At 63.3% G+C, this 13,438-nt stretch carries 15 protein-coding genes; 4 read left to right on the top strand and 11 right to left on the bottom strand.

What is annotated here, in order from left to right:
- Positions 1–17 precede the first annotated feature (17 nt).
- Positions 18–707 (bottom strand): dienelactone hydrolase family protein, encoded by a 690-nt coding sequence (locus AC1D0Z_RS00475; protein ID WP_477656279.1) that lies wholly within the window; start codon positions 705–707, stop codon positions 18–20.
- A 150-nt stretch (positions 708–857) separates the two neighbouring features.
- Here AC1D0Z_RS00475 and AC1D0Z_RS00470 point away from each other — a divergent pair, with 150 nt between their 5' ends.
- Complete coding sequence (locus AC1D0Z_RS00470) at positions 858–1,400, top strand: hypothetical protein (RefSeq protein ID WP_477656278.1); 543 nt, start codon at positions 858–860, stop codon at positions 1,398–1,400.
- Positions 1,401–1,446: 46 nt separating this feature from the next.
- On the opposite strand, the gene AC1D0Z_RS00465 is transcribed toward AC1D0Z_RS00470, so the two are convergent.
- Positions 1,447–2,046, bottom strand: a complete 600-nt coding sequence (locus AC1D0Z_RS00465) for a DsbA family protein (RefSeq protein WP_477656277.1) — start codon at positions 2,044–2,046, stop codon at positions 1,447–1,449.
- A gap of 93 nt (positions 2,047–2,139) precedes the next feature.
- Between AC1D0Z_RS00465 and AC1D0Z_RS00460 the strand changes: the two genes are divergently transcribed.
- Positions 2,140–2,886, top strand: a complete 747-nt coding sequence (locus AC1D0Z_RS00460; protein ID WP_477656276.1) for an SDR family oxidoreductase — start codon at positions 2,140–2,142, stop codon at positions 2,884–2,886.
- A gap of 156 nt (positions 2,887–3,042) precedes the next feature.
- Positions 3,043–3,675, top strand: a complete 633-nt coding sequence (locus AC1D0Z_RS00455) for a MarC family protein (protein ID WP_477656275.1) — start codon at positions 3,043–3,045, stop codon at positions 3,673–3,675.
- Between the two features lie 230 nt (positions 3,676–3,905).
- Here AC1D0Z_RS00455 and AC1D0Z_RS00450 read toward each other — a convergent pair whose 3' ends face one another.
- The 5 genes from AC1D0Z_RS00450 to AC1D0Z_RS00430 form a co-directional block, all read right to left on the bottom strand.
- Positions 3,906–4,466 (bottom strand): Crp/Fnr family transcriptional regulator, encoded by a 561-nt coding sequence (locus tag AC1D0Z_RS00450; protein ID WP_477656274.1) that lies wholly within the window; start codon positions 4,464–4,466, stop codon positions 3,906–3,908.
- Positions 4,467–4,479: 13 nt separating this feature from the next.
- On the bottom strand, positions 4,480–5,193 hold the full coding sequence (locus AC1D0Z_RS00445) for an ABC-type transport auxiliary lipoprotein family protein (protein ID WP_477656273.1): 714 nt from the start codon (positions 5,191–5,193) through the stop codon (positions 4,480–4,482).
- Positions 5,190–6,122 carry an MlaD family protein gene (locus AC1D0Z_RS00440; protein ID WP_477656272.1) on the bottom strand — a complete coding sequence of 311 codons (933 nt, stop codon included), beginning with the start codon at positions 6,120–6,122 and terminating at the stop codon, positions 5,190–5,192. Before AC1D0Z_RS00440 ends, AC1D0Z_RS00445 begins: the two co-directional genes overlap by 4 nt.
- Before the next feature lie 12 nt (positions 6,123–6,134).
- A complete protein-coding gene (locus tag AC1D0Z_RS00435; RefSeq protein ID WP_477656271.1) occupies positions 6,135–6,923 on the bottom strand; it encodes an ABC transporter ATP-binding protein in 789 nt (262 codons plus the stop codon).
- Positions 6,924–7,148: 225 nt separating this feature from the next.
- The gene (locus tag AC1D0Z_RS00430; protein ID WP_477656270.1) at positions 7,149–8,366 is read right to left on the bottom strand and encodes an MlaE family ABC transporter permease; all 1,218 of its coding nucleotides are present in this window, start codon (positions 8,364–8,366) and stop codon (positions 7,149–7,151) included.
- 364 nt (positions 8,367–8,730) lie between these two features.
- On the opposite strand from AC1D0Z_RS00430, the gene AC1D0Z_RS00425 reads away from it, so the two are divergent.
- Positions 8,731–10,464: a GMC family oxidoreductase gene (locus AC1D0Z_RS00425; RefSeq protein WP_477656269.1), complete on the top strand. Its 1,734-nt coding sequence runs from the start codon at positions 8,731–8,733 to the stop codon at positions 10,462–10,464.
- 60 nt (positions 10,465–10,524) lie between these two features.
- Here AC1D0Z_RS00425 and AC1D0Z_RS00420 read toward each other — a convergent pair whose 3' ends face one another.
- From AC1D0Z_RS00420 to AC1D0Z_RS00405, 4 genes are all read right to left on the bottom strand, one after another.
- A complete protein-coding gene (locus tag AC1D0Z_RS00420; RefSeq protein WP_477656268.1) occupies positions 10,525–10,983 on the bottom strand; it encodes a MarR family winged helix-turn-helix transcriptional regulator in 459 nt (152 codons plus the stop codon).
- A 144-nt stretch (positions 10,984–11,127) separates the two neighbouring features.
- Positions 11,128–12,120 (bottom strand): Bug family tripartite tricarboxylate transporter substrate binding protein, encoded by a 993-nt coding sequence (locus AC1D0Z_RS00415; RefSeq protein ID WP_477656267.1) that lies wholly within the window; start codon positions 12,118–12,120, stop codon positions 11,128–11,130.
- Positions 12,121–12,216: 96 nt separating this feature from the next.
- Positions 12,217–12,636: an acyl-CoA thioesterase gene (locus tag AC1D0Z_RS00410; protein WP_477656266.1), complete on the bottom strand. Its 420-nt coding sequence runs from the start codon at positions 12,634–12,636 to the stop codon at positions 12,217–12,219.
- A gap of 5 nt (positions 12,637–12,641) precedes the next feature.
- Positions 12,642–13,427, bottom strand: coding sequence for an SDR family NAD(P)-dependent oxidoreductase (locus AC1D0Z_RS00405; RefSeq protein WP_477656265.1), 786 nt, complete (start codon positions 13,425–13,427; stop codon positions 12,642–12,644).
- Positions 13,428–13,438: the final 11 nt, after the last annotated feature.

Here is a 13,438-nt window from a genome sequence, read left to right as displayed (position 1 = left end):
CCGGTGAAGCGCACGGGTCAGCCCAGCTTGGCGGCAAAAAATGCCAGCGAGCGTTCGCGTGCCAGGTTCGCCGCTGCCTCGTTGTAAGAGCCACGCTGGTCGCAGTTGAAGCCATGGTTGGCCTGGTACACGTGCACCTCGACCTCAGGGTGTGCCTTCTTGAAAGCCTCAACGCCTTCCATCGGGATCCAGTGGTCCTGGTCGCCAAAATGGGCCATGACCGGGCATTTGGGCTGGCGCGCAATTTCTTCCTCGGCCGTGATGCCGCCGCCATAGTAAGGAACGGCTGCAGACAAGCCGTCAAGCATGCAGGCCGCGCGCCAGGTCAGGAGGCCGCCCCAGCAAAACCCGATGATGCCGACCTTGCCGCCGCTGGCCCTGGCTGCGTGGTCAATCGCCGCCTGGATGTCTTGCAGCACCCCGGCGCCGGGCAAGGCCGTGACGGCCGTTTTCAGTTCAAACCCTGCCTTCATGTCTGCTTCGGTATAGCCCATGTTGACGCCGGGCTTGACGCGCTCGAACGTGGCGGGAGCCACTGCCAGGTAGCCCTGCGCGGCAAAGCGGTCCGTGACGCCCTGGATGTGCGAGTTGACGCCGAAGATTTCCTGCACCACCACAATGCCGCCACGCGGCTTGCCCTGGGGCTCTGCGACATACGCCGGCACGCTAAAGCCGTCAGCGGCGGTGAGGTTGATGAATTGGCCCATCGAAAATTCTCCTAGGGGTTTACGTTGAAAAGCGCCTGCGCTGTTGATGCCACATGGCATCCCTGCATTCTGTTCTGGTATCGTCTGCTCGCCCTTGCATCCAGCCGAGGGCGCACATAAAAACATCTTAAACAACTTAGAGGGAAATCGATGAAATCACTGTTTATTGCCTTGGCGGCGCTTTCGCTGACTGCCTGCTCCACCTATATGCCGCAGCGCTACAGCATCTCTGCGGACAACAACGTGGCACTCAAGGCCATCGGGCTGGGCAGCATAAATGTTGACACCTTCAAGGGCCCGGCGAAATTTGACAACGCATGCCGGGGTGCTGGGCCTATCGCTCCACCCGACAACATGAGCTTCGAGTCTTACATTCAGAAAGCGCTCGCAGACGAGCTGAAAGTCGCGGGCATGTTCGACGACAAAACCCCCCGCGTCAGCCTGAGCGGTGTCGTAACGCGGCTTGAGTTCTCTTCGTCGCGAGGTCTTACAGGCGGCACCTGGGATATGAATGTCACCTTTAATTCATCCAATGGAAAGACCATCTCTGTTGTCGAGCACTATGAGTTCAACAGCGGATTTATAGCTGACACTGCATGCAAACAAACAGCCGAAGCATTTTTGCCGGCCGTCCAGAACCTGATCAGCAAACTGGTGAAAAACCCCCAGTTCAAGGCAATGCTGAGCAGTTGAGCGCAGGCGAGCCCTCCACGGGAGGGCTCTGGCTGTACTTGCGGGATCAACCCAGCCGCCGCTCCACAAAATCAAGCCGGTCCTGGCCCCAGAACAATTCGCCGTCTATGACATAGCTGGGCGCACCAAATACACCAGCGTCAATCGCCTGCTGCGTATTGGCCTCATAGCGCTCCTGAACCGCCTGGCTGAACGATTGCTCCAGCCGCTCGGCAGGCAGCCCGCATTCGGCCAGCAGTTCTGCCAGCACCTTTTCGTCGGCGATGTGGCGCTCGCGCACCCAGACGGCGCTGAAAACGGCGCCGCCGATTTTCATCGCGGCTTCCGCGCCGTCGTGCAGGTTCACCGCAATGATGAGGCGCGCCGCGTCGTCACCCGACACGGGAAAGTATTTGGGCTTGAGGTTCAGCGGCGCATGCAGAAAATCTGAAAAGCGCTGCAGCTCCAGCAGCCGGTAGGCCTGGCGCTGCGGCGCCCGCTGCGCCAGCGGCAAGCCGCCCGAAATGGGAAACACCTTGCCGCCCAGGTCGATGGGCAGCACATTGACGGTAGCGCCCGCCGCACGGGCGATCTGGGCAAAGCGTTCGTGGCCCAGGTAGGTCCACGGGCTTTGGGGGGTAAAGTAATAATCCACAGCGGTGCTCATGGTTGTCTCCGGTTTTGGGGGCTGTTCAAGTACATTGGCCCGATGCAGTCCCCGTTTTTACCCGGGATTGCCATTCTCTGCAGGAGGTGCGGTTTGTCAAAAGTTGTTTTGATCACAGGCGGCTCACGCGGCATAGGCGCCGCTTGCGCCCTGCTCGCGGCGCGCCAGGGCTGGGCGGTGGCCGTCAACTACACCAGCAATTCGCTGGCCGCTGACGAGGTGGTGCGGCAGATACGCCAGGCCGGCGGCCAGGCCATCACGGTGCAGGCCGACGTCGCCGATGAGGCGCAGGTGCTGGCCATGTTTGAAAAAGTCGATGCCAAACTGGGCCGGCTGGAGGGCCTCGTCAACAACGCCGGCGTGGTGGACCGCACCACCCGCGTCGACGCCATGACGCTGGAAAGGGTGCGGCGCATGTTTGAAATCAATGTGTTCGGCTCATTCCTTTGCGCACGCGAGGCCGTCAAGCGCATGAGCACGCGCTACGGCGGCTCGGGCGGCGCCATCGTCAACGTGTCGAGTGCCGCAGCACGGCTGGGTGGACCTGGCCAGTATGTGGACTATGCAGCCGCCAAGGGCGCCATTGACACCTTCACCATCGGGCTGGCCAAGGAAGTTGCCACCGAAGGCATTCGTGTGAATGGCGTGCGCCCCGGCATCATCGACACCGATATCCATGCTTCCGGCGGCTTGCCCGACCGGGCCCGTGAACTGGCGCCGCTGGTTCCGATGCAGCGTCCCGGCACCGCCGCTGAGGTGGCGGAGTCGATTGTCTGGCTGCTCGGCGACAATGCAAGCTATACAACAGGCGCATTGCTTGACGTAACAGGAGGCAGGTAGTAGTAGTGCCCCCACGTTCGCTCACTACGTGTAGCTCTCTGCCCCCCGAGGGGGCGCTGCGCCTGCGGCCCGGCAAAGCCGGTTCCGCGGCCCCTGCTGGAATTTGTTGGCAGACCGCTTTTGCTCTTGCCACTTGAGTTGCCTCTAAGGAAAACGATGGATTTCAAACCGCTTGTCACGCTGCTGGCCATCGTCAACCCGCTGGCCATCGTGCCGTTTTTCATCCATTACACGCAGGGCTTTTCCGACGAGCAACGCCGCCGCACCATCCTGGTTGCGGCTTTCTCGGCTTTTGTCGTCATCGCCATCAGCGCGCTGCTGGGTTTGCAGATCCTCGATTTTTTCAGCATCTCGCTGGCGAGCTTCCAGGTGGGCGGCGGCATGCTGCTGCTGATCAGCGCGATGAACATGCTTAACGCGCAGCCGGCTGAAGCCAAACCCCTGACGAACGAGATGGAAGACGGCGCCGACAAGGCCGCGCGCGGCGCCAGCATCGCSGTGGTKCCRCTSACCATTCCTCTGGTGACCGGGCCAGCCACCATGTCGACCGTGGTGATTTACGCCGAGAACGCCCATACGGCCCTGCAGGTAGCCGCGCTGGTCGGCTACGGCCTGGTCATTGCGCTGGTGACCGCCATCAGCTTCTCGCTGGCAGAACCGATTGCCCGCGTGCTGGGCAAGACAGGCATCAACGTGATGACACGGCTGATGGGCCTGATCCTGGCCGCGCTGGCCGTCGAGGTGATGGCCGGGGGCCTCGGCAAGCTCTTTCCCATACTCCGAGGCTGAAAGATTGGCACACCCCTATCGGGCTCACTGCGTGTAGCCCTTTTCCCCTTGCAGGGGACTGTGCCTGCGGCCCGGCAAAGCCGGTTCCGCGGCTCATGCTGGATTGAAGAATTCAGGGCTTAACCAGCGGGGTATTCACCAGCGGGGGCCGCGGGACTGGCTTCGCCAGACCGCAGGCGCCGCCCCCTTGAGGGGGGAACAAGCTACACGCAGTGAGGCTGGACAGGGGTCTATTTCTTTCTCAGTAGTTTTACGAGCTGGTTGCTGGTGTTGCGCAGGCGCTGGGCCATCATCTGCGTGATCTTGACCAGCAGCTTGGCGCCTACGCCGGGGTGGTCGCGAATCAACAGGGCGATTTCATGGCGTCCCCACACGCCGGCCTCGACGGGTTCAATGGCGGTGCAGGTGGCATAGCGCGGCTCGCTGTCGAGCATGGACATGTCGCCTATCGCCGCACCGCTGCGCACCACGGCCACACGAGAGACAGCCGGTTCCGCGCCGGCCTCGGCCTGGGCCGCGTCGGCTGCCGACTCAAGCCGTTTGGTCACATCGACCGTACCCTTGAGGATCAGCATCATCCAGTCGCCGGCTTCGCCTTCGCGGATCATCACCTGCCCCGGTTCGGCGCGGACCAGCAGCATGGACGCGCCCAGGATGTCGGCTTCGGCGGGGGTGAAGTCCTGCAGCAGCTGCGAATTCTGCAGCAGGTCGGGGCCGTAGGCGCTCAGGCGTTCGCAGCAGCCGAACACATGCAGCCCGGCAGCGTCCAGTTGTTCCTCCAGTGTTTTCATGGCGGGAGGCGCTTCAGCGTGCCGGGGTCTGCTGCAGCCATTGGTCCAGCTCCTCGATGGCGGCGTCGGTCGCCGCCGTGAGGGCTCGAACACCGCCGGGAGCGTCGTGGCTGGGCGCGGGACGCTGCACGATGACATTGCGCTGGCCCACCAGCTTGTCACCTGCGGGCGTCACCTCGACCAGCGTGGCACGCAGCCGGATCAGGCCCACGCTGGCATTGGGTGCCGTGAACAGGTGGCTGAACTCTTCGAGGTCCAGGCGTAGCAGCAGCGGCAGCACCGCGTTCTGGCTGCGGTTAAGCGCCACGCTTGAGCCGGCGCTGAACACGGCGCGGCGCTGGCCCAGTTGTTCGCGCACGCGCTGGCGCACCAGCTGTGCGGGGGGCATGCTCCAGCGCGCCTGCGAGTACGGCCGCAGTTGCTGTTCGTCGGTGTATGCCAGGCGGTAGAGCACCGCCATGTTGTCGAGCGCGCCGCCGGAGGTGGCAACGTCGTCAAGCGCCAGGGGCGGAAGAGGCGCCTGCCGGGTGCCCGGCTGGGTTGCCAGGGGGCCGGGGCCGAAGTCGTACATGGTGGCCCGTGTAGGCTTGTCGGGCAAGCCCGAACACCCGCTGACCGCGAGCGCCATAAACACCAGAACAAAAAGCCCCTTGACCCTTGATGGACGAGCGCTGGCAGCTATTGAATTCATGGCAAATTCAGAAGGCTTGAGAAAATCGGATGTCATTTTTTTGCTCCGTTGGCAGAAAAACCAGGCTCGCCCGGGCCGGGTACCGGTGGGCCGTTGCCAAAAATCAGCGACTGCGGGTTGTCGTCCACCGCGTTGACGGTACGGCGCAACTGGCGCATGGCGCGCGCGGTTTCATCGGCCACCTCGCCCAGCTTGGGCAGCGTGCCCGCACTGAAGGTCTCCACGCCGGCCGCCAAGGCGGTTCCGCCTTCGGACAGTTTGTCGAGCGGCCCGCCTTTTTCGCTCAGCCGCGTGGCGGTCGCGCTGACGTCGTCGGCTGCCGTCTTGACGGACTTCAGCGTGGCCGTGGCATCACGCGAGAGCGCTGGCAGGCTCGCCACCGTGGGCTCCAGGCCCTTGGCCACGCGGTTGATGCCGCTGGCCGCTTCGCCCAGTTGCGTGATGGCGGAAGTCACCGCTGCCTGGTTCTCGTCGGACAACAGCTTGTTCAGGCGCGTGCTGGCCTGCTCGACCTGATCAAAAATGACCTCACTCTGCTTGAGCAATTTTTCCAGCCCGCCGGGCTTGAGCGGGATCCGCGGCGGGTCGTCGTCGTTGACCGCCAACCGCTCGTTTGACTTGCCGTCGTCGTCCAGCTGGATAAAACCCAGCCCCGTGACGCCTTGCGAAGCCACCGTGGCGAAAGTGGATTTGGTGACGGGTGCAGTGCGATCGATTGAGATACGGATCAGCACATTGCCCTTGACCTTGTTGTCAAAACCGATGAGCTCCACCTTGCCCACCGGCACGCCGCGAAAGCGAACCGTGGCTTGCGGCTGCAGGCCGGAGACAGTTTCACTGGTGCTCATATCGTAGAGGTCGCGCTGGGTGTTGTCGCGCGTGAGCCAGATGGCCAGCAACGCGAGCAAAGCGGTGACCACCAGTACAAACGCGCCGGCGGCCATGGCATGGGCTTTGTTTTCCATAGTGAAGCCTTTCTAAACAGTAAAGGGGTATTCGCGGAGCAATTCCATTGCCCGCTGGCCCCTTTCGCCAAGGAAAAATTCGTGAATAAAGGGGTGTGAAAAGGCCACCACCTCTTTGGGTACGTCGTTGACGATGACTTTCTGTTCAGCCAGCACGGCAATGCGCGTGCTGAGCTCAAAAAGCGTGTCCAGGTCGTGCGTCACCATCACCACCGTGAGTTCCATGTCCCGGTGCAGCGAGCGCAGCAGCGAGACAAAACTGTCGGAGCTTTCCGGATCCAGGCCCGCGGTCGGCTCGTCGAGCAGCAACAACGGCGGATCCATGATGAGGGCGCGCGCCAGGGCCACGCGCTTGATCATGCCGCCCGACAAATCGCTTGGCATCTTGTCGGCCGCATCGGGGCCCAAGCCCACCATCTGCAGCTTCACCATGGCGGCTTCGCGCACCAGCGAGCGCGGCAGTGTTTTGAGTTCCCGCAGCGGAAAGGCGATGTTCTCCAGTACGGTGAAAGCCGAAAACAGCGCGCCCTGCTGGAACAGCATGCCGACGCGGCTGGCCGCGCCGCGCTTGCCCAGTTCGGCAGCCGGACGGCCGAGCACCGTGATCTCGCCCTGGGTGGGTTTTTCCAGCCCCAGTATCTGGCGCAGCAGCACCGTTTTACCGGTGCCCGACCCGCCCACCAGCGACAACACCTCGCCGCGCTCCACCGCCAGGTCCAGGTCCTTGTGCACCACGGCCTTCTTGTCGCCGTTCTGGAACACGGTCCACAGCTTCTTAATGTCAACGATAGGTTCAGTCATTGAAAACCGCCCGAGAAACTATGCGAATCAAGTCTGCAGAGGGCCAGCATGAGCCGCGGAACTGGCTCTGCCAGGCCGCAGGCGGGCGGCCCCCGAGGGGCTGGGGCCCGCGGCTCCAAGCCTGCCTGCGCAGGCTTGGACGGGCGACAGAGGCGAAGCGTCTCGCGAGCCGCGGCCTGCAAGGCCTCGGGAGCGACACGAAGTGCGTGACCGTGGGGGCTCGATTCATATTCCAACGCTTTTGAACAGGACGGCGAACAATGCGTCGACAAGAATGACGACCGTGATCGACGTGACCACAGAAGCAGTCGTCCCTTGGCCCAAACTTTCGGTATTGGGTTTGACACGCAAACCGTAATGGCAGCCGACCAGCGCGATCAGCAGGCCGAACACGACCGATTTGCCGGTAGCCAGCGAAAGGTTGGCGACCTCCACCGCGGCCGGCAGAGAATTGATGAAGTAGGACGGCGAGATATCCATGGACACATCGGCCGCGAGCATGCCACCCAGCAAGGCGGCGATCGTGGTCCAGACGCTGATGAGCGGCATGACCACAGCGAGCGCCAGCGCGCGCGGCATCACCAGACGAAAGCCCCGCGCAATGCCCATCACGCGCATGGCGTCTAGCTCTTCAGTCACCCGCATCACGCCAATCTGCGCGGTGATGGCCGAGCCGCTGCGCCCTGCGATCAGAATGGCCGCGAGCACCGGGCCGAGTTCGCGGATCAGTGAAATACCCAGGATGTTGACGATAAAGGCGTCGGCACCGAACTGCCGCAGCTGCTGCGAGATCAGATAGGCCAGCACCACGCCGATCAAAAACCCGACCAGCGCAGTGATGGGCAGCGCGGTCGCGCCGATATGGAACAGGTGGCCGGACAGGTCCCGCCACGGGCCTTCCTGTGGATGCCGGATGAGCCGGATGATGTCGAGCAGCAACTGGCCGATCAGCCGGACCAGGCCCTTGAGATGATCGAGCAGCCGGAACACCCGCTCGCCCAGCAGGATGAAGGGCTCGCTCCAGTGGCCCTTGCGGGGTGTGGGCAGATCGACGCTGAATTTGGCGACGGTTTCCAGCACCGCGCGCTGGCTCGCATGCACCTGCAATTGGGCGGGCCAGTCACGGCCCCAATGGTTCCACAGGACCTGTGCACCCAGATGGTCGAGTTTTTCCAGTGGCTCCAGATTCCATATGACCCCCACGCTTTCCACTTCGTGTGCCTTCGGCGGTGCGCTGCCCCTTTCACCGGAAGAAGGGGCTGTTTCGGCTTGGGGCGGCCCGGCGCCGAAACGGGCGCCGTCCTTGAGGTCCTTTAACTGGGCCGTCAGGCCTTGCCAGACCTCCTGCGCAGTAAGGTCGGCTGCGGTCCACGCGCCGCGAACGACAAACAGCCGGCCTTGCGGCGTGTCCTGCTGTTCGATGCGAGGCGTGGATTCTTCCATGGGCATTCGGTAAAAAAGCGTCCGGTCGTGTCCGGCGCTGGCCGGTAGCCTGCGAATGGCGGCCAGCGCCCGGTTCGCAAAATTGTCATGGTAACTGCAGGAAACACAAATACACAGTCAAAAACGACGCTATCGCCTTGGTCCTACAACCTGCCGGGGCGCTGCCGAAAGGAAAGGCCAGCGGGTAATCCCCGCCGCGCCGGCCGCGGGGTTTTGCCACAATCAGGCCCATGCTGGCGGTCAGCCCCGCGTTAGGCTGGGATGGCAGGATCAGGGTGGCAGCGCCGAACAACGCCATCGCCCAACAGCACAGCCACCCGCCCCATCAAAAACACACGGCTCAAAGCCAAGAGACACAACATCCATGCAAGACGACAGCCAGGTTTTTGACTACATCATCGTCGGCGCCGGTACCGCGGGCTGTCTGCTGGCCAACCGGCTGAGCGCCGATGCGTCCAAGCGCGTGCTGCTCATTGAGGCCGGCCGCAAGGACGACTACCACTGGATCCACATCCCGGTGGGCTACCTGCATTGCATCGGCAACCCGCGCACGGACTGGCTCTACAACACCGAACCGGACGCCGGCCTCAACGGGCGGGCGCTGCGCTATCCGCGCGGCAAGACGCTGGGCGGCTGCTCCAGCATCAACGGCATGATCTACATGCGCGGCCAGGCACGCGACTACGACCAGTGGGCCCAGCTGACGGGTGACATGGCCTGGCGCTGGGACAACGCATTGCCGCACTTCAAGCTGCACGAAGACCACCACAAGGGCGCCGACGCGATGCACGGCGCGCGCGGCACCGCGCCCGAGCTGATGCAGGACAAAAGCCAGCCCTACCAGAAGCTGCTGCGCCACCATAACTCAGGCGGCGAATGGCGCGTCGAGAAACAGCGCCTTCGCTGGGATGTCCTCGATGCATTTGCCGAAGCGGCGCAGCAAGCCGGCATCCCGGCAACTTCCGACTTCAACCGCGGCGACAACGAAGGCGTGGGCTACTTCGAGGTCAACCAGAAGAAGGGCTGGCGCTGGAACACCGCCAAGGCCTTTTTGCGGCCCGCCTGTTATGCCCGCCCCAATTTTGAGCTGTGGAACAACGCCCAGGTGTGCAAGCTGGTGGTTCAAGCGCAAGCCGACGGCAGCCAGCGCTGCACCGGTGTGGAAGTGTGGGCCGGCGACGAGCGGGTGACGGCGCATTCGACACGCGACTCGGGGCACATGGGCGAAGTCATCCTGTGCGCAGGCAGCATCGGCTCACCGCAGATTCTGCAGCTGTCGGGCATTGGCCCGGCCAGCCTGCTGCAGCAGCACGGCATCCCCGTGCTGCAGGACCTGCCCGGCGTGGGCGCCAACCTGCAGGACCATCTGCAGATTCGCTCGGTCTACAAGATTCACAGCGACCAGCGCTGGGGACTGTCGCTCAACACCATGGCCAACACACTGTGGGGCAAGGCCCGCATCGGGCTGGAATATGCGCTGAAGCAGACCGGCCCCATGAGCATGGCACCGTCGCAGCTCGGGGCTTTCACGCGCTCGTCGCCCGACCAGCCCTACCCCAACATCGAATACCACGTGCAGCCGCTGTCGCTGGACGCTTTTGGCGAGCCGCTGCACGGCTTCAACGCCTTCACGGCGAGCGTGTGCAACCTCAACCCGACCAGCCGCGGCACCGTGCATATCAAGAGCAACCGCTTTGAGGATGCGCCGGCGATTGCGCCCAACTACCTGAGTACCGCCGAAGACCGGCAGGTGGCCGCCGACTCGCTGCGCGTGACCCGCAAGATCGTCAGCCAGAGCGCGCTGGCCAAATACCGGCCGGAGGAATTCAAACCGGGCGTACAGTTCCAGACGGACGAAGAGCTCACACGGCTGGCGGGCGACATTGCCACCACCATCTTTCACCCGGTGGGAACGACCAAGATGGGCAAGGAAGACGACCCCATGGCGGTGGTGGACTCGCACCTTCGGGTGCGCGGGGTTCGCGGCCTGCGCGTGGTGGATGCCGGTGTGATGCCGCTGATCACCAGCGGCAACACCAACTCACCCACGCTCATGATTGCGGAAAAGGCCGCCGGGTGGATTCAGGCCGGCATTTGAAGGCAGTGCCGTGCCGAAGCCTTCCGGGAGCTTCCGGCAGCACCGCCCATTCGAAACAGGTCAAAGATAGATTTTTTGCAGAAGGCGCACCAGCGTCTTCTTTTCCGCCGCACTCAGGCGCTCGGTGGCATCTGCCTCCAGGTCTGAGGCGGTGCGCTCCGCCTCGCGCATCAGCGCCTCGCCCGCTTCGGTGAGATACAGTCCCACCGCGCGGCCGTCCTGCGGATGCGGCTTGCGGTGAACGAGTTCGCGTTTTTCCAGTGTGCCGATTTTGCCGACCAGGTTGGGCGGAAGAATGCTCAGCGCACTGCACAGCTGGCGCGAGGTGATGCCCGGGTTGTGCGTGATCAGCGACAGGATGGAAAAATCCACGTGCCGCAGGTCATACACCGCCATGCGTTTCATGAACAGTTCGATGACCTTGAGCGAAGCACGCGTGGCGTTGTAGCCAATCAGGGTTTCAAGGTAGGAGGTATCGACTTCTTCGACAGCGGGCGCTGGTTTGAGGGACGCTGGCATAGGTGATCGGGGGCTTTCGTCATCGGGCAATACCGGCCGCACGGCAGGCGGCCAGTCGAGCCCTGATTATGCCAACCGGTGCCGACTGCTGATGGACGCCTGGCGGCGTCAGGCGTCACCAGCGCTGTCGGCACCGCTTTCTACTCAAGACTCGGCGGTAAAGCCGATTTTCTTGATCAGCGGGCCCCAGCGGTCGAGCTCGCGCTTCTGGCTGGTGGCCATGTCCTCTGCCGTGCCGCCGTAGGGAATCAGGCCCACCACCGTCAGCGAGTCGATGACGGATTTGTCCTTGATGGCGGCGTTGATGGCGGCGTTGGCGGCGGCGACCACACCGGCCGGCGTTTTGGCCGGTGCATAAAAGCCGAACCATTCCTCCACGGTCAGGTCGGCAAAACCCTGCTCGGCGAAGGTCGGTACTTCTGGCACAAAGGGTGAGCGCTGCTTGCCGGACGTTGCCAGGATGCGCAGCTTGCCCGCCTTGTGGTTGGGGATGAAGTCGCCGTGGGGCGTCACCATCGCGGCGAGCTGGCCGCCCACCACATCGGTCACGCCGGGCACGGAACCGCGGTAAGGCACATGTTTGAGTTCCACCTGGTTGTTCATGCCCAGCAAAGCGCCCAGAAAGTGCGGCGTTGATCCCGCAGCGGGCGAGCCATAACTCGCATCCTTCGGATTGGCCCGGGCCCATACCAGGAAGTCCTGAACCGTCTTCACCGAAGCCGGCACCAGCGGCCCGACCGCCAGCCCATGGTGGATCATGGAAGCAGTGCCCACGGTCACAAAATCGGTGAACGGGTCGTAGGCCAGCTTTTTGTAGATGTGCGGATAGAGCGACATGCAGGAAAACGGCGACATGGCGATGACGGAGCCGTCCGCGGGCGCCATCTTCAGCGTCTCCAGCGCGATACGGCCGCCGGCGCCGGCCTTGGTGTCCACGATGGCGTTGTTTTTGGAATAGGCGGTGCCGCCCATCTTGTCACCGACGCGGCGCGCGCAGATGTCGCCCGCGCTGCCGGCGGGGAATCCGTAGATGATCTTGACCTGCTCCAGCGGGTTCGCATGGGCAGAGAACGGGGCGAAACCGGCGGCTGCGGTGAGCGTTGCGGCTGCCTGCACAAAATGACGGCGTGTTTGCATGAAATGTCTCCTTTTTAATAATGTCCAACAGGTCGAAAAAAGCAAAACCGAAATCAAAAACTGAAAGGCGAGAACAGAACCGGAACGCCCGAAGCGTCAGCTGCACAGGGCCCGAATGTCTTGCGGCACGGCAATGGCCTTGATGCGCTCAGGATTCTCCGGACGGCGGATACAGAAGGCCCGCGTTTCACGGCCTTCGCAGATCAGGTCGTCACCGCGCTTGATCACGTGCTTCTGGATGAAAACCTTGTCGCGCCACTCCTCAATGCTGGTGTGAATCTGCAGCGTCTCGCCGTAGACGGCGGGCTGGGTGAATCGCGTATTGATCTCCAGCAGTGGCGTGCCGATGATGCCGGTGGTCTTGACAAGCTCACGCCAGGTTGGCACGCCGCACTTGACGAAGAAGTTCAGCGACGAGGCGTCCATCCACCGCGAAAAATTGGGAAAGAACACGATCCCTGCGGGGTCGCAGTCGCCAAACGCAACGCAAACTTCGTAAACAACCGTCTTGCTCATGCTGTTCACCTTGGCGCCATGCGCAATGCGCCATCCAGCCGGATGACTTCGCCGTTGAGATGGTCGTTGGCCACGATGTGCGCGGCCAGCTGGGCAAACTCTTCCGGCTTGCCCAGGCGCTGCGGAAAAGGAATGCTGGCAGCCAGCGAGGCCTGTACCGCCTCGGGCAACTGCTGCATCAGCGGCGTGGCGAAGAGGCCCGGCGCCACCGTGCAGACACGGATGCCGTGCTGCGCCAGGTCGCGCGCCATCGGCAGTGTCATGCCGACCAGGCCGCCCTTGGACGCGCTGTAAGCCTGCTGGCCCACCTGGCCGTCAAATGCCGCCACCGAGGCGGTGAACACCATGACGCCACGCTGGCCGTCTTCCAGTGCGGGCAGTTTGGCGCAGGCGGCCGCAAACAGGCGGCTGGCGTTGTAGGTGCCCACCAGGTTGATGGTGACGACTTTGGCAAAGTCTTCGAGCGGTGCAGGGCTGCCGTCTTTGGCCACAATGCGCTTTGCCGAGCCGATGCCGGCGATGTTCATCAGGATGCGGGCCGGGCCGTGCGCGGTTGCGGCTTTCTCCAGCGCGGCGGCCAGGCTGGCGCTGTCGGTGATGTCGCACTGGCACGCCACTGCCGCGCCGCTCCCATGCGTGGCGCAAATGTCGGCAGCGACTTTTTCCGCGCCGGCGAGATTCACGTCCAGCACGGCAACCCTGGCGCCCAGGCGTGCGAGCTCACGGGCAGTGGCTTCGCCCAGTCCTGAGCCGCCTCCTGTCACCAGTGCTGCAAGTCCTTCTATCTTCATGCCTTGTCTCC

This window comes from Polaromonas sp. P1_E3 (assembly GCF_056405935.1).
The sequence above is the reverse complement of the archived record's forward strand: the minus strand, read 5'-3'. Positions and strand labels throughout refer to the sequence as shown.

What these genes read in the sequence shown, in the direction of transcription:
- AC1D0Z_RS00475 (WP_477656279.1), bottom strand. Translation starts at nt 707, where the DNA reads ATGGGCCAATTCATCAACCTCACCGCCGCTGACGGCTTTAGCGTGCCG.
- AC1D0Z_RS00470 (WP_477656278.1), top strand. Translation starts at nt 858, where the DNA reads ATGAAATCACTGTTTATTGCCTTGGCGGCGCTTTCGCTGACTGCCTGC.
- AC1D0Z_RS00465 (WP_477656277.1), bottom strand. Translation starts at nt 2,046, where the DNA reads ATGAGCACCGCTGTGGATTATTACTTTACCCCCCAAAGCCCGTGGACC.
- AC1D0Z_RS00450 (WP_477656274.1), bottom strand. Translation starts at nt 4,466, where the DNA reads ATGAAAACACTGGAGGAACAACTGGACGCTGCCGGGCTGCATGTGTTC.
- AC1D0Z_RS00445 (WP_477656273.1), bottom strand. Translation starts at nt 5,193, where the DNA reads ATGACATCCGATTTTCTCAAGCCTTCTGAATTTGCCATGAATTCAATA.
- AC1D0Z_RS00440 (WP_477656272.1), bottom strand. Translation starts at nt 6,122, where the DNA reads ATGGAAAACAAAGCCCATGCCATGGCCGCCGGCGCGTTTGTACTGGTG.
- AC1D0Z_RS00435 (WP_477656271.1), bottom strand. Translation starts at nt 6,923, where the DNA reads ATGACTGAACCTATCGTTGACATTAAGAAGCTGTGGACCGTGTTCCAG.
- AC1D0Z_RS00430 (WP_477656270.1), bottom strand. Translation starts at nt 8,366, where the DNA reads ATGGAAGAATCCACGCCTCGCATCGAACAGCAGGACACGCCGCAAGGC.
- AC1D0Z_RS00425 (WP_477656269.1), top strand. Translation starts at nt 8,731, where the DNA reads ATGCAAGACGACAGCCAGGTTTTTGACTACATCATCGTCGGCGCCGGT.
- AC1D0Z_RS00420 (WP_477656268.1), bottom strand. Translation starts at nt 10,983, where the DNA reads ATGCCAGCGTCCCTCAAACCAGCGCCCGCTGTCGAAGAAGTCGATACC.
- AC1D0Z_RS00415 (WP_477656267.1), bottom strand. Translation starts at nt 12,120, where the DNA reads ATGCAAACACGCCGTCATTTTGTGCAGGCAGCCGCAACGCTCACCGCA.
- AC1D0Z_RS00410 (WP_477656266.1), bottom strand. Translation starts at nt 12,636, where the DNA reads ATGAGCAAGACGGTTGTTTACGAAGTTTGCGTTGCGTTTGGCGACTGC.
- AC1D0Z_RS00405 (WP_477656265.1), bottom strand. Translation starts at nt 13,427, where the DNA reads ATGAAGATAGAAGGACTTGCAGCACTGGTGACAGGAGGCGGCTCAGGA.